We start from the raw sequence: 16,887 nt of genomic DNA, 5'->3' as shown, positions 1-16,887 counted from the left end.
AGAATCCTTCTAGGCGTAAACGACTTTTTCTTGTACTTGCTGTCGAGACCCCGCACGATGTGCGTCGAGCTGAGCTGCCAAGTGTTGGGCGATAGCTTGCGCCAACCCTGGCGGAACAGCCTCGCCGATCATGTCCATACCTACCCCCATGCGAGCGCTATCCAAGTGTTCGTTGTCAGAAGTGATGAAGCGGAAATCATCATCGAAAGACTGAAGTCTGGCAGCCTCGCGCATAGTGATACCGCGAAGCTCTTCTGGGTGAGAGAACCGACCAGAACCAAGGAAATTTGCGTTGGCCGTAATGGTTAAAGCCGGTGCATCCCACGCTAATCGAGTGTATGCGCTCCAGTAATAATCTTTGTAAAAGACTGGATTGATCTGACCGGACTTCTCTAGCACCTCTCGAGCAGCAACGGTAGAAATCCCTTGCTCACTCGCAAATTTGGTAATGGCGACCTCATAGTCAATACGAATTCGCTTACTCTCAGCATCCCATGTTTGGCCAGGACGCATTTTTCTGATGATGTTTAGTATCGCCTGCTTATAAGAACGGGTGACATGATTGTAAGGAAACACGGTCGAAGTACGCATTGCCGCTGCATATGCGCTCGGAGCACTCGCATAAAGTTCCAACCCCATGCCACCGAACTCATCTGTTTTGTCAGAGGGCGATGGTAGATCACGGATTGCATCACCCACCGTTACCCACGGTAAACGGCCTTGTGCCAATAAATGTGGTTTAGATGGATCAGCGTGTGTCGCAGGAGGAAGCGATGCAGCGCCGATTGAACTAGCGATGAAGATGGCACGCTCGCGCAGCTGAGGAACACCATAATCGGCAGCATTCAAAACAGCGACCTCAACTTTGTAGCCTAGATCTTTTTCCAACATTTCGATGACGATTTCGGAGAGTTTACCAAGCCTACCTTCAAAACCGTGGTTCAGCATTTGTGGAACATTTTCTATGACCAAAAATTTTGGACGCAGCGCCTCCGCAACCTCCAAGTAGCGCAAGACAAGATCGTTACGCGGGTCATGGGCCAATTTGCTATATCCGCTGAATTTAACGATTTTTCCCTTTTCTCGATGTTCGACTCGCCGCATTTGGGAGAACCCTTGACAAGGCGGGCCGCCAATCATGCAGTCTAAGTCACCCGGCTGAACCCCGCGTTCCTTCATGGCATTATGAATCTGCGAAATTTCCAGCGTGCGGATATCTTCTCGGATTGTTACGGGGGGAACATCATCATTTCGGTGATTGTAGGCAAAGGTTCTGAGCGCCTCGGCCTTCACGTCGTTGCCCAGCACAACATTGAATCGACCCGAGCGGGTAAAGCCGCGAGAAGTACCCCCGCAACCACAAAAGAACTCAGCAAGCGTGTATTTCATTTAATGCAGTCTCATCCCAAGAAGGCCTCGGGCCTTTTCAATCATTCAGAAACGCCCTTAGCCTAGCGGCAAGGACGTCCGTATTTTTCAGCTGGCACTCCCACACGATGAGGACTTGCCAACCCATCGTATGGAGCTTCCCCAAGCTTTCCTGGTCGCGCTCCAGGGTTCTAGCAAACTTTGGCAACCAATATTCGGTTCTGCTCGATGGCATCGTCGCTTTGCTACAGCTGGCGTGCCGATGCCAAAAGCAGCCATGGACGAAAATCGCTTTCTTCTGCGAACGGAACACCAGGTCAGGCTTACCGGGAAGATCCTTAGCATGAAGGCGATAGCGAAACCTCATAGAAAACAGAAGCTTGCGCACCAATAGCTCTGGCTTAGTGTCTTTGGAGCGAACGAGCGACATTTGTCTGCTCCGCTCTTCTATGGAAATGCGGTCCATGAGGCATTCTAACAGGGGGGGCATCTTGGTGCTGGTGCAAAGGGCAAATGGTTGTAACCGTTACGAATCATGCCAGGGCCCAGAGGCAACAACCAGATTCTCGCTAACGGTGCCCTATCGGTAACCGAAATACTGCAAATCAGCCCTGGATCAAAAATGCTGGCATAAAAAAATCCAGTCACCGCTAAGTGACTGGATTCTTTGGAGTATTTTGGTCGGGACGGAGTGATTCGAACACTCGACCCCTTGCACCCCATGCAAGTGCGCTACCGGGCTGCGCTACGCCCCGACATCATTCTCGATACCGCTGAGAACGTTGAAGAATTTAACCTAACCTTTTGAATAATGGAAGCTTTTTTTCAAAAATTTCCACTCGTCGCCAACCAGGTCACTTCTTCAGAACCACCAACACATCCTCCAACTCCGCAATCATCTGCCGAATCAGCTGCTTGTACTGGCTGGACTCATCCTTGACCTCATCACTGGAGAGCCGTAACCGCGCCCCGCCAATGGTAAAGCCCTGGTCGTACAGCAAAGCGCGGATCTGGCGGATCATCAGCACGTCCTGGCGCTGATAATACCGCCGGTTGCCACGGCGCTTCACCGGGTTGAGCTGCGTGAATTCCTGCTCCCAGTAGCGCAGCACGTGCGGTTTTACCGCACAGAGCTCGCTGACTTCACCGATGGTGAAGTAGCGTTTGCCCGGGATGGGGGGCAGCTCGTCGTTATGGCTTGGTTCCAGCATAGGCCTCTACCCGGGCTTTCAGCTTCTGCCCTGGACGAAAGGTGACGACGCGGCGCGCGGTGATCGGGATCTCTTCCCCTGTTTTAGGGTTGCGGCCCGGCCGCTGGCGTTTGTCGCGAAGGTCGAAGTTGCCGAAACCGGACAACTTGACCTGCTCGTTGTCTTCAAGCGCGTGCCGAATTTCTTCGAAAAACAGCTCGACCAGCTCCTTGGCCTCACGCTTGTTAAGCCCCAGCTCCTCGTACAGCCTTTCGGCCATCTCAGCTTTCGTCAGAGCACCCATGCCGTTATTTCCTTAACGTGGTGTTCAACCTTTGTTCAAGCGAGGTGAGGATGGTTTGCAGGGTTTCATTCACCTCATCGTCGTTAAGAGTGCGCGATGGATGTTGCCAGGTCAAGCCGACGGCCAGGCTTTTTCTATCAGGATCAATGCCTTTACCCTGGTAGACGTCAAACAGCCTGAGGTCTGTGAGCCATTCGCCCGCATTGTCACGAATTACTTCAAGCACCGAGCTAGAAGCTACATCACGTCCTGCGATCAAAGCCAGGTCACGACGGGTTTCCGGGAACTTGGACAGTTCGCTGAACTTCGGCAGGCGGCCTTCGACTACATCGCCGAGCACCAACTCGAAGACGAACACCGGGCGGTCGAGGCCGAGGGTCTTGGCCAGCTCGGGGTGGATGGCGCCGAGGTAGCCGACTTCCTTGCCGTCGCGCTCGATGCGGGCGGTCTGGCCGGGGTGCAGGGCCGGGTGTTTGCCGGCAGCGAAGGTGAAGTCGCTCAGGGCACCGGAGTAACCCAGCAGGGCTTCCACATCGGCTTTGACGTCGAAGAAGTCGATGCTGTCGCGGCCGTTGGCCCAGCCTTCCGGCAGGCGGCTGCCGGTGACGACGCCGGCGATCATCGGTTGCTGCTTGAGGTCACCAAGCTGGCCGACGAAGCGCAGGCCGCTTTCGAACAGGCGCACGCGGTCTTGCTGGCGGTTGAGGTTGTGCTGCATGGCCTTGACCAGGCCCGGCCACAACGAGGCGCGCATGGCGGCCATGTCGTTGGAGATCGGGTTGGCCAGCAGCAGCGGCTCGACGCCTGGGGTGAACAGCTCGAACAGTTTCGGATCGATGAAGCTGTAGGTGATGGCTTCCTGGTAGCCGCGGGCGACCAGCAGGCGACGCAGGTTCGGCAGCTCGCCACGGGTTTCCGGGCGGGCTTGCGGGGCCAGGCGGGCCTGCGGGTAACGGACCGGCAGGTTGTTATAGCCGTACAGGCGGGCCAGCTCTTCGATCAGGTCGACTTCCAGGCTGACGTCGAAGCGGTGGCTTGGGACGGTGACAGTCCACTCCCCTGCCCCATTGGCGCTGGTGTTCAGCTCCAAAGCGTTGAGCAGTTGCTCGACCTGCGCGGCTTGCATTTGCATGCCGAGCATCTGGGTGATGCGTTCGTCGCGCAGGGTGATCGGCGCGATGTTCGGCAGGTGCTGCTCGCTCACGGCTTCGACTACGGGGCCTGCTTCGCCGCCGACGATCTCCAGCACCAGGGCGGTGGCGCGCTCCATGGCTTCACGGGCCAGTTGCGAATCCACGCCGCGCTCGTAGCGGTGCGAGGCGTCGGTGTGCAGGCCGTAGGAACGGGCCTTGCCGGCGACAGAGATCGGCTCGAAGAAGGCGCTCTCGAGGAACAGGTCGCGGGTCTTCTCGGTGTTGACGCCGCTGTGCTCGCCACCCATCACGCCGGCAATGGCCAGGGCGCGGGTGTGGTCAGCGATCACCAGGGTATCGGCGCGCAGGGCAACTTCCTGGCCGTCCAGCAGGACGAGTTTCTCACCCTCCTCGGCCATGCGCACGCGGATACCGCCGTTGATTTCGGCGAGGTCGAAGGCGTGCATCGGCTGGCCGAGCTCGAGCATCACGTAGTTGGTGATGTCGACGGCGGCGTCGATGCTGCGCACGTCGCTGCGGCGCAGGCGCTCGACCATCCACAGCGGGGTCGGCTTGCTCAGGTCGACGTTGCGGATCACGCGGCCCAGGTAGCGCGGGCAGGCGGCCGGGGCGCTGACTTCGACCGGGCGCACTTCGTCGTGGGCAGCCGGTACGGCTGGCACCACGGGGCGGGTGACCGGCACGTCGTACAGGGCGCTGACGTCACGGGCAAGGCCAGCGATGGACAGGCAGTCGCCGCGGTTCGGGGTCAGGCCGATCTCGATGCTGGCGTCGTCCAGGTTCAGGTACTGACGGATGTCCTGGCCAACCGGGGCGTCGGCGGCCAGTTCCAGCAGGCCGTCGTTCTCGTCGCTGATCTGCAGTTCGGAAGCCGAGCAGAGCATGCCGAAGGATTCGACGCCGCGCAGCTTGGCCTTCTTGATCTTGAAGTCGCCCGGCAGTTCGGCGCCGATCATGGCGAACGGGATCTTGATGCCTGGGCGGGCATTCGGGGCGCCGCAGACCACCTGGAAGGTCTCTGCGCCGTTGCTTACCTGGCACACGCGCAGCTTGTCGGCGTCCGGGTGTTGTTCGGTGGTGAGGATCTCGCCCACCACGATGCCGCTGAACTGGCCGGCAGCGGGGGTCACGCTGTCGACTTCGAGGCCGGCCATGGACAGGCGGGCGACCAGTTCGTCACGGGAGACTTGCGGGTTTACCCAACCGCGCAGCCACTGTTCACTGAATTTCATGCTGTTCTCCTGAAAGTTGCGTCGATTGGGCCTAGCGGAATTGAGCCAAGAACCGCAGGTCGTTGTCGAAGAACAGACGCAAATCGTTGACGCCATAGCGCAGCATGGCCAGGCGCTCGGCACCCATGCCGAAGGCGAAGCCCTGGTACTCTTCCGGGTCGATGCCGGACATGCGCAGCACGTTCGGGTGGACCATGCCGCAGCCCATCACTTCCAGCCAGCCGGTCTGCTTGCACACGCGGCAGCCCTTGCCGGAACACATCACGCACTGGATGTCGACTTCGGCGCTCGGCTCGGTGAAGGGGAAGAACGACGGGCGGAAGCGCACGGCCAGTTCTTTCTCGAAGAACACCCGCAGGAACTCTTCGATGGTGCCCTTGAGGTCGGCGAAGTTGATGCCGCGATCGACCAGCAGGCCTTCGACCTGGTGGAACATCGGCGAGTGGGTGATATCCGAGTCGCAACGGTACACACGGCCTGGGCAGACGATGCGGATCGGCGGCTGGGTGCTTTCCATGGTACGCACCTGGACCGGCGAGGTGTGGGTGCGCAGCAGCATGTTGGCGTTGAAGTAGAAGGTGTCGTGCATCGCCCGGGCCGGGTGGTGGCCGGGGATGTTGAGCGCTTCGAAGTTGTGGTAGTCGTCTTCGACCTCAGGGCCTTCGGCGATGCCGTAGCCGATGTGGGTGAAGAACTGCTCGATGCGCTCGAGAGTACGGGTGATCGGGTGCAGCCCGCCGGTGGTCTGGCCACGGCCTGGCAGGGTCACGTCGATGCATTCGGCGGCCAGGCGAGCGTTCAGCTCGGCCTCTTCAAAGGCGGCCTTGCGTGCGTTGAGCACGTCGGTGACGCGTTCCTTGGCGTCGTTGATCAGCGCGCCGACCTTGGGGCGCTCTTCGGCTGGCAGGTTGCCCAGGGTCTTCATCACCTGGGTCAGCTCGCCTTTCTTGCCGAGATATTGGACCCGGATCTGTTCCAGGGTAGTGATGTCTTCAGCGCGTTCCACGGCCTCGAGGGCTTGGGCGACCAGCGCGTCCAGGTTTTCCATGTACAGACTCCAGATACGAAAATAGGGGAAGAGCTTTTGAAGGCTCTTCCCCTATCCGATGACGTTTTACACCCGACGGCGCAGGCGCCGCCGGATGATTGTCGTGGGTACTTAAGCCAGTACGGCTTTAGCCTTCTCGACAATCGCAGCAAACGCCGCTTTTTCGTTCACTGCCAGATCAGCCAGAACCTTGCGGTCGATTTCGATCGACGCTTTTTTCAGGCCAGCAATCAGACGGCTGTACGACAGACCGTTGGTGCGGGCACCGGCGTTGATACGAGCGATCCACAGTGCGCGGAACTGACGCTTCTTCTGGCGACGGTCGCGGTAGGCGTATTGGCCTGCCTTGATGACCGCTTGCTTGGCAACGCGGAATACGCGCGAGCGTGCACCGTAGTAGCCTTTAGCCAGTTTCAGAATTTTTTTGTGACGCTTACGAGCGATAACGCCGCGCTTAACACGAGCCATGAGTAACTTCCTCTATCTTAACCAGAATTAACGAACGCGCAGCATGCGCTCGACTTTTGCCACGTCAGACGGGTGCAGCAAGCTGGCACCGCGCAGTTGACGCTTACGCTTGGTCGACATTTTGGTCAGGATGTGGCTCTTGAAAGCGTGCTTGTGCTTGAAGCCGGAAGCCGTCTTCAGGAAGCGCTTCGCAGCACCGCTCTTGGTTTTCATTTTTGGCATGTTGGAACTCCGCATTCGAATAAAAATTACACAATAATCATCAGGCCTGCCGTGCCCGGGAGATTACTTCTTCTTTTTGGGGGCGATGACCATCATAAGCTGGCGTCCTTCCATCTTCGGATGCTGCTCAACGGTGCCGTATTCCACGAGGTCAGCTTCGACCCGCTTCAACAGCTCCATGCCCAGCTCCTGGTGGGCCATCTCACGGCCGCGGAATCTCAGAGAGATCTTGGCCTTGTCCCCATCGCTAAGGAAACGTACCAGGTTGCGTAGTTTTACCTGGTAATCCCCTTCTTCCGTCCCTGGACGAAACTTGATTTCTTTGATCTGGATCTGCTTCTGGTTCTTCTTGGCTTCGTTGGCCTGCTTCTTCTTCTCGAAGAGGTGCTTGCCGTAGTCCATCACCTTGCAGACGGGCGGTACCGCGTCTGCAGAGATTTCCACCAGATCCAGCTTCGCTTCATCAGCGATACGCAGCGCTTCATCAATCGAGACGATGCCAATCTGCTCGCCGTCAGCACCAATTAACCGAACCTCGCGTGCCGAGATATTCTCGTTGATCGGGGCTTTCGGTGCAGTTCGTTTATCGTTTCTCATTTCACGCTTAATAGTCATTACTCCGATTCTTGGCGACCACGCCGGGAAACCGCTTGCGACAGCAGCTCAGCGAACTGCGCGACGGGCATCGAGCCCAGGTCTGCGCCTTCGCGGGTGCGCACAGCGACGGTTTGCGTTTCGACTTCGCGATCCCCTATAACCAAAAGATAAGGGACCCGCAGCAACGTATGCTCGCGGATTTTAAAGCCGATCTTCTCATTTCTCAAGTCCGACTTGGCACGGAATCCGCTACCGTTCAGGGCTTTTTCCACCTCGAGGGCGAAATCGGCCTGTTTGTCGGTGATGTTCATGATCACGGCTTGGGTCGGGGCGAGCCAGGCCGGGAACACGCCGGCGTAGTGCTCGATGAGCATGCCGATGAAGCGCTCGAACGAACCGAGGATGGCGCGGTGCAGCATCACCGGGCGCACGCGGCTGTTGTCTTCGGCGATGTAGCTGGCATCCAGGCGCTCGGGCAGGTTCGGGTCGTACTGCAGGGTGCCGCACTGCCAGTTACGGCCGAGGCAGTCGCGCAGGGTGAACTCGATCTTCGGACCGTAGAAGGCGCCCTCGCCCGGCTGGTATTCCCACTCCAGGCCCGACTCGTTCAGGGCGTCGGCCAGTGCGCCTTCGGCACGGTCCCACAGCTCTTCGGAGCCCACGCGCTTGGCCGGACGGGTCGACAGCTTCATGGCGACGTCGGTGAAACCGAAGTCCTTGTACACGTCCAGGGTCAGCTTGATGAAGTCGGCGGCTTCCTTCTTCACCTGTTCTTCGGTGCAGAAGATGTGCGCGTCGTCCTGCACGAAGCCGCGCACGCGCATGATGCCGTGCAGCGCGCCAGACGGCTCGTTGCGGTGGCAGGCGCCGAACTCGGCCAGGCGCAGCGGCAGGTCGCGGTAGGACTTCAGGCCCTGGTTGAACACCTGCACGTGGCACGGGCAGTTCATCGGTTTTACCGCGTAGTCGCGGTTTTCCGACGAAGTGGTGAACATGTTCTCGGCGTAGTTGGACCAGTGGCCGGAACGCTCCCAGAGGATACGGTCGACAACCTGCGGGGTCTTGATTTCCTGGTAGCCGTTTTCACGCTGGACCTGGCGCATGTACTGCTCGAGCACCTGGTACACGGTCCAGCCGTTGGCGTGCCAGAACACCATGCCCGGGGCTTCTTCCTGCAGGTGGAACAGGTCGAGCTGCTTGCCGATCTTGCGGTGGTCACGCTTTTCGGCTTCTTCGATGCGCTGGATATAGGCGGCCAGCTGCTTCTTGTCGGCCCAGGCGGTGCCGTACACGCGTTGCAGCTGCTCGTTCTTGGCATCGCCGCGCCAGTAGGCGCCGCTCAGCTTGGTCAGCTTGAACGCTTTCAGGAAGCGAGTGTTCGGCACGTGCGGGCCACGGCACATGTCGACGTATTCTTCGTGGTAGTACAGGCCCATGGCCTGTTCATCCGGCATGTCCTCGACCAGGCGCAGCTTGTAGTCTTCGCCACGCTGGGTGAACACGTCGATGACTTCGGCGCGCGGGGTCATCTTCTTGACGACGTCGTAGTCCGTGTCGATCAGCTGCTGCATGCGCTTTTCGATGGCGGCGAGGTCGTCCGGGGTGAAGGGACGCTCGTAGGCGATGTCGTAATAGAAGCCTTCGTCGATCACCGGGCCGATCACCATGCGGGCGGTCGGGTACAGCTGCTTCACTGCGTGGCCGATCAGGTGGGCGCACGAGTGACGGATGATCTCCAGTCCCTCTTCATCTTTAGGGGTGATGATCTGCAGGGTGGCGTCGTGGTCGATCTTGTCGCAGGCATCGACGAGCTTGCCGTCGACCTTGCCGGCCAGGGTGGCCTTGGCCAGGCCTGCGCCGATCGAGGCGGCGACTTCGGCTACGGATACCGGCTGGTCGAACGTGCGTTGACTGCCATCGGGAAGAGTAATAACGGGCATGGCGCCTCCTCTCCTAGTGGTGACCCCTACCAAAGGTCACGTGGGTTGGGATGAGCCAGTACAAGATCCGCCCTGCCTTTCCCGCGGGAAAGCCTGCCTCACAGTGGCAGAGACCTTTCGGCCTGCCAGGGACGAACCAGAGTGACTGGAAGGTATAAAAAGAAATGCGCCCGCACAGGGCGTGGCGCAAGGGAGGCATGCTAGCACGGGGCTAGAGCGGCCGGCAGAAATATTTGGAATTTACGCCGTGGCGGTGAACTCTTGCGGAAAATTTCCTATCAGACTTTCTGAAGCAACCTACTCTTGATGAGACCATTAACCAAGGAGTGTCCGGTTATGCGACTTCAGTCCCTTCTGGCTGCCTGCGCCGCGAGCGCCCTGCTGCTGCCCCTGGCTGCCAACGCAGGCAATTTCCCCGCCGGCAAGGAAGCGTCCTATATGGCGCAGTGCCAACAAGTGGCGAGCGGCCAAGGCGTGGATGCGGCGACAGCCAAGAAGCACTGCGAGTGTGGTGCCCAAGCCATCAAGAAGAATTTCAACGACAAGGAGATCGAGGACCTCGACAGCCAGGACGGCGTAGACGCCAAGCTGATGCAGAAGGCCCAGCAGGTGGTCCAGGCCAGCTGCAAGCCGAAATAGGCCGGATTTTCCGGCGATCCGTCGCATCTTTTGCCCTGGATCAACATCCTGCGAAGGTAATAGGGGCTAGATGCGAAGAATTAGACTATAGTGTCGTCGGTGCCACTGAAGCTTAGGCGACACTGCACCCCGATAAAAAATCATGTTTCTGGAGATTCACCCCATGTCCAATCGCCAAACCGGCACCGTCAAGTGGTTCAACGATGAAAAAGGCTTCGGCTTCATCACTCCTCAAGGCGGCGGCGACGACCTGTTCGTACACTTCAAGGCCATCGAAACCGACGGTTTCAAAAGCCTGAAAGAAGGCCAAACTGTTTCCTTCGTAGCCGAAAAAGGCCAGAAGGGCATGCAGGCTGCGCAGGTTCGTCCGGAGTAATTTTCGGATAGCTGCAAAAAAACCCGCCCTCGTGGCGGGTTTTTTATTGGGCGCTTGCCAAGGCAGGCTGTGCCCATGTGCGCTGCCGATCAAGCGCGACAGTGGCCAGGAGGGCCACCATCCCATGGCAATGATCGAACTACACGGCGTGGGCTTGCACCATGGCCGCAAACACCTCTTCAGCGAACTCGACGCGCGCATCGAATGGGGGCAACGCATCGCCATCATCGGCGACAACGGCAGCGGCAAGTCGTCACTGCTGCGCCTGCTGCAGGGCAGCCTGGCGCCCAGCGAGGGGCACATCGAGCGCCACGGTGGTTTGCGTGTCGGCCATGTGGCCCAGGTACTGGACGGCGAGTCGTCGCTCAGTGGCGGCCAGCGTGTCAACCAGGCATTGAGCCAAGCCCTGGCCCTGAGCCCCGACTTGCTGCTGCTGGACGAGCCGACCAATCACCTGGACGCCGCCAACCGCCGCTCGCTGTCGCGCATGCTCGAGCATTTCCACGGCACCCTGGTGCTGGTGACCCACGACGTGGCGCTGATGAACCAGACCTGTGACACGCTCTGGCACGTGCACCACGGGCGCCTGGATGTGTTCAACGGCAGCCATGCCGACTACATGGCCGAGCGCGACCTGCAGCGCGGCGTGCTCGACAAGCGCATCGCCGAGGTGCGCCGCGCCCGCGACGACGCCCACGACTCGCTGATGCAGGAACAGGCCCGCGCCGCCGGCGCCCGCAAGCGCGGGGTCAAGGCGATCCAGAACAGCAAGTGGGCGACCGTGCGCTCGCCGACCAAGCTGGGCCGCGGCAACACCACCGCCGGGCGCAAGCAGGCGCAGATCCTGCAGCAGCAGCGCGAGCTCGGCGAGCAGTTGGCCGAGCTGCGCCCGGAGCCGGTGATCGTGCCGCGCTTCCACCTGCCGGCGATGGGCCAGTCGTCGCGGGTGCTGATCCAGGTGCGTGGCGGCAGCGTCGGCTACGCCGACGCGCCGGTGCTCAGCGGCATCGACCTGCAGCTGGAAGGCGGCGAACGCCTGGCCCTGACCGGCAACAACGGCAGCGGCAAGTCCACCCTGGCGCGGGCGATCCTCGGCGACCCGCGGGTCTGGCGCCGTGGCGACTGGCTGCTGCCGGCGCCCGAGCAGGTCGGCTACATCGACCAGCACTACGACACCCTGCCCGCCGATGCCAATGTGCAGGAAGCCCTGGGGCGAATAGTGCGGGATTGGCCGCTGGAACAGCTACGCGCACACCTGGCGGACTTCCTGTTCCGCCAGGCCGATGCGGTGCAGACTCCGGTGGCGGGCCTGTCCGGCGGCGAGAAGGCGCGCCTGTCCCTGGCCTGCATCGCCGCCCGGCCGCCGCAGCTACTGATCCTCGACGAGCCGACCAACAACCTCGACCTGCGCATGCGCACCCACCTGCTGGAAGTGCTGGTGGATTACCCCAACGCGCTGCTGGTGATTTCCCACGACCAGGACTTCCTCGACGGCCTGGGCATCGACCGTCACTTTCACTGCGCCAGGGACCACTCGGCCAAAGGCCAGTAGCGGCCCTTGCGTGACTCGTACAGGGTGAAGTGGCGGGCGATGAGGTGGAACGCCGGCGCCTCGCCCGCCTCCGGCAATGGCTCACGAAAATCCCGGGACAGGGTCAGGTGCGGCCGGTACTCACGCACCGACGGCTCGATGCCCAGCGGCAGCAGCGCCTGATGCAAGTCGTACACCAGCTGGCGCAGGGCCAACGGCGCCTGCGCAGGCGCCAGCACCAACGCCGAAGCCCGCGGCCACACCTGCAACTGGTCGAGGACCAGGCGCAGCTTGGCTTCAGGAAGCCGCAGTGCATCCACTGCGGCGCACACCGCCGGCACCTGGGCGGCATCGACATCGCCCAGGAATAGCAAGGTGACATGGAAGTTCTCGCTCGGTACCGGCTTGCCGCTGCGCAGGCCCAAACCACGCCGCCACTGGCTGATGCCACGGCGCTGTTCGTCGCCCAGCGACAGGGCGAAGAACAGCCGCTTGAAGGGGGCCCCATTGGGGCGTGCGTCCTGAATCATCGGGAGTTCCTTGCTGGATGGACGGCCACCGGATTGTAAACGCCGGGTCGTCAGAAATACCCACTCATGCGGATGAATCGTTTGCGCAAGCTGTAGGCCATGCCACCTAAGTCGGGCCGTTTTGTCGTAACAATAAGTACAAACCCTGGCCACGATTGTTTATGCTGGCGGGCTTACGCCATGGCGCATGGCCATTTTTTCGACAAGTAAACGTCCATGAAAATTGCATTCGTACTGATCTTCGTCCTCTCGATCGCCTATGTTCACCTGCGCGGTCGGGTTCGTCACAAGCTGACCCGCCAGCTGGGTGACCACTCCAGCTTCCTGGCCCCGGTCAACGCCTTCCTGTACCTGTTCTCCAAGCACCCGGCCAAGCCTTACCTGCCGGTCAGCGCCTTCCCTGAGCTGCAGGTGCTGCAGGACCACTGGCAGGAGATCCGCAAGGAAGGCCAGCAACTGCTGCAGGCCGGCGAGATCAAGAAGTCCGACAACTATGACGATGTCGGCTTCAACTCGTTCTTCAAGACCGGCTGGAAGCGCTTCTACCTGAAGTGGTACGGCGAGAGCCACCCCTCGGCGATGACCCTGTGCCCGCGTACCACCGAACTGCTGGCCGGCATCGGCACAGTCAAGGCGGCGATGTTCGCCACCCTGCCACCGGGCGCCAAGCTGGTACGCCACCGTGACCCGTACGCCGGCTCCTACCGCTACCACCTGGGCCTGGACACGCCCAACGACGATGGCTGCTACATCGACGTGGACGGCGAGAAGTACTCCTGGCGCGACGGTGAGGGCGTGGTGTTCGACGAAACCTACATCCACTACGCCGCCAACACCACCGAGCACAACCGCATCATCCTGTTCTGCGACGTCGAGCGTCCACTGAAGTACCGCTGGGCGGCTGCGTTCAACCGCTGGTTCAGCCGCAACGTGATGGCCGCCGCTGCCGCGCCTAACGATGCCAATGACAAGACCGGCGGCATCAACCGCCTGTTCACGCGCATCTACAAGATCCGTGAACGCGGCAAGGCCATGAAAAAGCGCAACCGCACCCGCTACTACCTGGAGAAGTGGGCAGTGGTCGCGGCGCTGGTGCTGGTGTTCATCTACATCTGATCCGGTGGTCAACCTCGCGGGGCAAACCCGCTCCTGCCAACAGTGGGAGCGGGCTTGCCCCGCGAGTGTTTTCCCCGCTGCACATCCCGTCTTCGACTAGCCTGAAAGCTCCTGTTGCCAACCTGACAAGGTGAAGACGATGAGCATGATGGACTGGGACGCCTACCGTAAGCAGTTGATGGCCGGCATCGGCGATCTCAAGCAACTCTCCCCCGATACCGTGGCCGGCTACATGACCGCCAGTGGCGCCGGGGCCAAGACCAACCACCTGGACGCCAAGACCCGCGAGCTGATCTCCCTGGCCGTGGCCGTCACCACCCGCTGCGACGGCTGCATCGCCGTGCATTCGCAGCAGGCGGTCAAGCATGGCGCCACCCGCGAGGAGATCGCCGAGGCCCTGGGCGTGGCGGTGGCGATGAACGCCGGTGCGGCACTGGTCTACTCGGCCCGGGCCCTGGACGCGGTGGGCAAGGCCGGCGCCTGACACACCAAGGCGTCGCCGCCCTTGCGCGACGACGCCCTGACACCCAGACTTGGCGGCTCAGCCCGTGCAGGAGCCGCCATGATCCAGATTCGCCCCATGACCCCGGAAGACTTCGAGCGCTTCTGGCCGACCTTCCACGCCATTGTCCAGGCTCGCCAGACCTACGCCTTCGACCCCGCCCTGAATATCGACCAGGCCCGTACGCTGTGGCTGGAGAACCCGTTGCGCACCCTGGTGGCCGAGGCAGACGGCGAACTGCTCGGTTCCTACTTCCTCAAGGCCAATGCCGCCGGGCCCGGAGCGCACGTGGGCAACTGCGGCTACATGGTGTGCGAAAACGCCCGTGGCCGTGGCGTGGCCAGGCTGATGTGCGAGCATTCGCAGAAGCTCGCCCGCCAGGAAGGCTTCCTGGCCCTGCAGTTCAATTCGGTGGTGGCGACCAACGAAGTGGCCGTGGCGCTGTGGCACAAGCTCGGCTTCGAGACCGTCGGCCGCCTGTCCAAGGCCTACCGCCATGCTGAACTCGGCCTGGTCGACTGCCTGGTGATGTACAAGTGGCTGGCCGACGAGCCGGTTGTGGAGAAACCGCCGCTGTTGATCGGGCGCAAGAACATCGAGGCGCGGGTGTCGCGGCGACGCGGTCGCTAGCGGCTGCTCCAACGGGTCGCCGAGCGGCCCGCCCCAACCCCTGGCCGCGTCATCACCCGGCAAAACACTGCAGCACGTCAACGACGCGGTCGCGTCAAGCTGCCACACTAGGACCATTGCCTTTCGTGCCTGTGTGAAGGAACACCCCCTCCCCATGAACCATGAGCTGCTCTGGGTCCTTGGCCTGCTGGCCGTCGTCGTCACCCTGTTCATCCTCAACCGCCCGCGCATGGACGTGGTCGCCCTGCTGGTGATCGTCGCCCTGCCGCTGTCGGGCATCCTCACCGTGGAGCAGGCCATGGCCGGCTTCAGCGACCCCAACGTGGTGCTGATCGCAGCCCTGTTCGTGATCGGCGAAGGGCTGGTGCGCACCGGCATCGCCTACCGCATCGGCGAGTGGATGAGCGAGCGCGCAGGCAACAGCGAGGCGCGCCTGCTGGCGCTGCTGATGGTGGCCGTGGCCGGCCTGGGTTCGGTGATGAGTTCCACCGGCGTGGTGGCGATCTTCATCCCGGTGGTGCTGAGCATTGCCGCGCGCCAGCAGCTTTCGCCCAGCCGGCTGATGATGCCGCTGAGCTTCGCCGGCCTGATCAGTGGCATGCTGAGCCTGGTGGCGACACCGCCGAACGTGGTGGTGCACAGCGAGCTGGTGCGCCACGGCGAGAGCGGCTTCGGCTTTTTCAGCTTCACCCCTTTCGGCCTGGTGGTGCTGGTGCTCGGGATCGGCTACATGCTGCTGACCCGCCACTGGCTCAACGGCGAGGTGCGCAAGGACGGCCGGGTCGAAAGCCGCCGCACCCTGCTCGACCTGGTGCTGGACTACAAGCTCAACGGTCGCGAACGACGCCTGCGCATCCGCCCGCATTCGCCGCTGATCGGCCACACTCTCGGCGAGCTGGAGCTGCGCACCCGCCACGGCGCCAACGTGATCGGCATCGAGCGCCAGCACAAGTTCACCACCCGCGTGATCAGCGCCGACTCCGGCACCTTGCTGCAGCAGGGCGACGTGCTGTTGCTGGACCTGTTCGCCAACCGCGACGACCTGCGCAGCCTGTGCCAGACCATGCTGCTCGAGCCCCTGCACTTCAAGGCCGCCTACTTCATCGACCAATCCCAGGAGCTGGGCATGGCGGAGGTCTCGCTGCCGCCCGGCTCGCAACTGATCGGCAAGAGCATCCTCGAACTGACCTTCCGTACCCGCTACGACCTCAACGTGGTCGGCCTGCGCCGTGACCAGCAAGCCATCGAAGGGCAACTGGTGGAAGAAAAGCTGCGCCTGGGCGACACCCTGCTGGTGGTCGGCCCGTGGAAGGCAGTGCGCCAGTTGCAGGGCAAGCCGCGCGACTTCCTGGTGCTGAGCCTGCCGGCGGAAATCGACCAGGTCGCGCCGGCGCGCGCCCGGGCGCCCTATGCGCTGATCAGCCTAGGGGTAATGGTCGGGCTGATGGTCAGCGGCCTGGTGCCCAACGTCATCGCGGCGCTGATCGGCTGCCTGCTGATGGGCGCCGGGCGCTGCATCGACATGAACAGCGCCTACCGCGCCATCCACTGGCAGAGCCTGGTGCTGATCGTCGGCATGCTGCCCTTTGCCCTGGCCCTGCAGAAGACCGGTGGCATCGACCTGGCCGTCGGTGCGCTGGTCGGTGCGCTCGGCGGCGCCGGGCTCAGCGTGATCCTCGCCTGCCTGTTCGCGGTGACGGCGCTGATCGGGCTGTTCATCTCCAATACCGCCACCGCGGTGCTGATGGCCCCGGTGGCGGTGAGCACCGCGCAGCAGCTGGGCATGTCGCCCTACCCGTTCGCCATGACCGTGGCCCTGGCGGCGTCGGCGGCGTTCATGACGCCGGTGTCGTCGCCGGTCAACACCCTGGTGCTGGGGCCCGGCCAGTACCGCTTCGCCGACTTCGTCAAGGTTGGCGTGCCGTTCACCCTGCTGGTGATGCTGGTGACCGTGCTGATGGTGCCGTGGGTGTTCGGGCTGTAGTCGTCGGCACGATCCGGGCCGATCGCGGCGAATTGACATCAATTGACCAGTTGAAA

The 16,887-nt window shown here is 61.7% G+C and carries 18 protein-coding genes and 1 tRNA gene; 7 read left to right on the top strand and 12 right to left on the bottom strand.

Annotation, left to right across the window (positions count from 1 at the left end; genetic code table 11):
* Positions 1 to 9 precede the first annotated feature (9 nt).
* The 11 genes from DFS21_RS21905 to thrS all read right to left on the bottom strand — a co-directional run bounded on the left by DFS21_RS21905 (position 10) and on the right by thrS (position 9,523).
* Entirely contained in the window at positions 10 to 1,389 is a 1,380-nt protein-coding gene (locus tag DFS21_RS21905) for a DNA cytosine methyltransferase (protein ID WP_111533100.1), read from the bottom strand.
* Between the two features lie 37 nt (positions 1,390 to 1,426).
* A complete protein-coding gene (locus DFS21_RS21900; RefSeq protein ID WP_111533099.1) occupies positions 1,427 to 1,834 on the bottom strand; it encodes a very short patch repair endonuclease in 408 nt (135 codons plus the stop codon).
* Between the two features lie 212 nt (positions 1,835 to 2,046).
* Positions 2,047 to 2,123, bottom strand: a tRNA-Pro gene (locus tag DFS21_RS21895).
* Between the two features lie 99 nt (positions 2,124 to 2,222).
* Positions 2,223 to 2,579 carry a MerR family transcriptional regulator gene (locus tag DFS21_RS21890; protein WP_023629031.1) on the bottom strand — a complete coding sequence of 119 codons (357 nt, stop codon included), beginning with the start codon at positions 2,577 to 2,579 and terminating at the stop codon, positions 2,223 to 2,225.
* Positions 2,560 to 2,862, bottom strand: coding sequence for an integration host factor subunit alpha (ihfA, locus tag DFS21_RS21885; protein ID WP_009394049.1), 303 nt, complete (start codon positions 2,860 to 2,862; stop codon positions 2,560 to 2,562). The genes DFS21_RS21890 and ihfA overlap by 20 nt, the downstream gene beginning before the upstream one ends.
* Positions 2,863 to 2,866: 4 nt before the next feature.
* Complete coding sequence (gene pheT / locus DFS21_RS21880; RefSeq protein WP_111533098.1) at positions 2,867 to 5,248, bottom strand: phenylalanine--tRNA ligase subunit beta; 2,382 nt, start codon at positions 5,246 to 5,248, stop codon at positions 2,867 to 2,869.
* 31 nt (positions 5,249 to 5,279) lie between these two features.
* Positions 5,280 to 6,296 (bottom strand): phenylalanine--tRNA ligase subunit alpha, encoded by a 1,017-nt coding sequence (gene pheS / locus DFS21_RS21875; protein ID WP_023629191.1) that lies wholly within the window; start codon positions 6,294 to 6,296, stop codon positions 5,280 to 5,282.
* A 111-nt stretch (positions 6,297 to 6,407) separates the two neighbouring features.
* Complete coding sequence (gene rplT, locus DFS21_RS21870) at positions 6,408 to 6,764, bottom strand: 50S ribosomal protein L20 (protein ID WP_003250671.1); 357 nt, start codon at positions 6,762 to 6,764, stop codon at positions 6,408 to 6,410.
* A gap of 27 nt (positions 6,765 to 6,791) precedes the next feature.
* Positions 6,792 to 6,986, bottom strand: coding sequence for a 50S ribosomal protein L35 (gene rpmI / locus DFS21_RS21865; protein WP_003250667.1), 195 nt, complete (start codon positions 6,984 to 6,986; stop codon positions 6,792 to 6,794).
* A gap of 63 nt (positions 6,987 to 7,049) precedes the next feature.
* On the bottom strand, positions 7,050 to 7,601 hold the full coding sequence (gene infC / locus DFS21_RS21860) for a translation initiation factor IF-3 (RefSeq protein WP_172670897.1): 552 nt from the start codon (positions 7,599 to 7,601) through the stop codon (positions 7,050 to 7,052).
* Complete coding sequence (gene thrS / locus DFS21_RS21855; RefSeq protein WP_046856069.1) at positions 7,601 to 9,523, bottom strand: threonine--tRNA ligase; 1,923 nt, start codon at positions 9,521 to 9,523, stop codon at positions 7,601 to 7,603. The genes infC and thrS overlap by 1 nt, the downstream gene beginning before the upstream one ends.
* A 336-nt stretch (positions 9,524 to 9,859) precedes the next feature.
* Here thrS and DFS21_RS21850 point away from each other — a divergent pair, with 336 nt between their 5' ends.
* From DFS21_RS21850 to DFS21_RS21840, 3 genes are all read left to right on the top strand, one after another.
* Positions 9,860 to 10,162: a hypothetical protein gene (locus DFS21_RS21850; RefSeq protein WP_046856070.1), complete on the top strand. Its 303-nt coding sequence runs from the start codon at positions 9,860 to 9,862 to the stop codon at positions 10,160 to 10,162.
* Between the two features lie 163 nt (positions 10,163 to 10,325).
* Positions 10,326 to 10,538, top strand: a complete 213-nt coding sequence (locus DFS21_RS21845; protein WP_007956027.1) for a cold-shock protein — start codon at positions 10,326 to 10,328, stop codon at positions 10,536 to 10,538.
* A 124-nt stretch (positions 10,539 to 10,662) separates the two neighbouring features.
* On the top strand, positions 10,663 to 12,090 hold the full coding sequence (locus DFS21_RS21840; RefSeq protein ID WP_110698273.1) for an ATP-binding cassette domain-containing protein: 1,428 nt from the start codon (positions 10,663 to 10,665) through the stop codon (positions 12,088 to 12,090).
* Here the strand turns inward: DFS21_RS21840 and thpR are convergent.
* Complete coding sequence (gene thpR, locus DFS21_RS21835; RefSeq protein ID WP_111533097.1) at positions 12,054 to 12,599, bottom strand: RNA 2',3'-cyclic phosphodiesterase; 546 nt, start codon at positions 12,597 to 12,599, stop codon at positions 12,054 to 12,056. The genes DFS21_RS21840 and thpR overlap by 37 nt on opposite strands.
* Positions 12,600 to 12,815: 216 nt before the next feature.
* Between thpR and lpxO the strand changes: the two genes are divergently transcribed.
* The 4 genes from lpxO to DFS21_RS21815 all read left to right on the top strand — a co-directional run bounded on the left by lpxO (position 12,816) and on the right by DFS21_RS21815 (position 16,831).
* Positions 12,816 to 13,715 carry a lipid A hydroxylase LpxO gene (lpxO, locus tag DFS21_RS21830; RefSeq protein WP_110698277.1) on the top strand — a complete coding sequence of 300 codons (900 nt, stop codon included), beginning with the start codon at positions 12,816 to 12,818 and terminating at the stop codon, positions 13,713 to 13,715.
* A 139-nt stretch (positions 13,716 to 13,854) separates the two neighbouring features.
* Entirely contained in the window at positions 13,855 to 14,199 is a 345-nt protein-coding gene (locus tag DFS21_RS21825; protein ID WP_046856072.1) for a carboxymuconolactone decarboxylase family protein, read from the top strand.
* A 78-nt stretch (positions 14,200 to 14,277) separates the two neighbouring features.
* A complete protein-coding gene (locus DFS21_RS21820) occupies positions 14,278 to 14,847 on the top strand; it encodes a GNAT family N-acetyltransferase (RefSeq protein ID WP_110698279.1) in 570 nt (189 codons plus the stop codon).
* A gap of 154 nt (positions 14,848 to 15,001) precedes the next feature.
* Entirely contained in the window at positions 15,002 to 16,831 is a 1,830-nt protein-coding gene (locus DFS21_RS21815; RefSeq protein ID WP_110698281.1) for an SLC13 family permease, read from the top strand.
* Positions 16,832 to 16,887: the final 56 nt, after the last annotated feature.

The organism is Pseudomonas sp. 2848, from assembly GCF_003253945.1.
GTDB lineage: Bacteria > Pseudomonadota > Gammaproteobacteria > Pseudomonadales > Pseudomonadaceae > Aquipseudomonas.
Note: the sequence above shows the minus strand (reverse complement) of the source record. Positions and strands in the feature narration are given on the sequence as shown.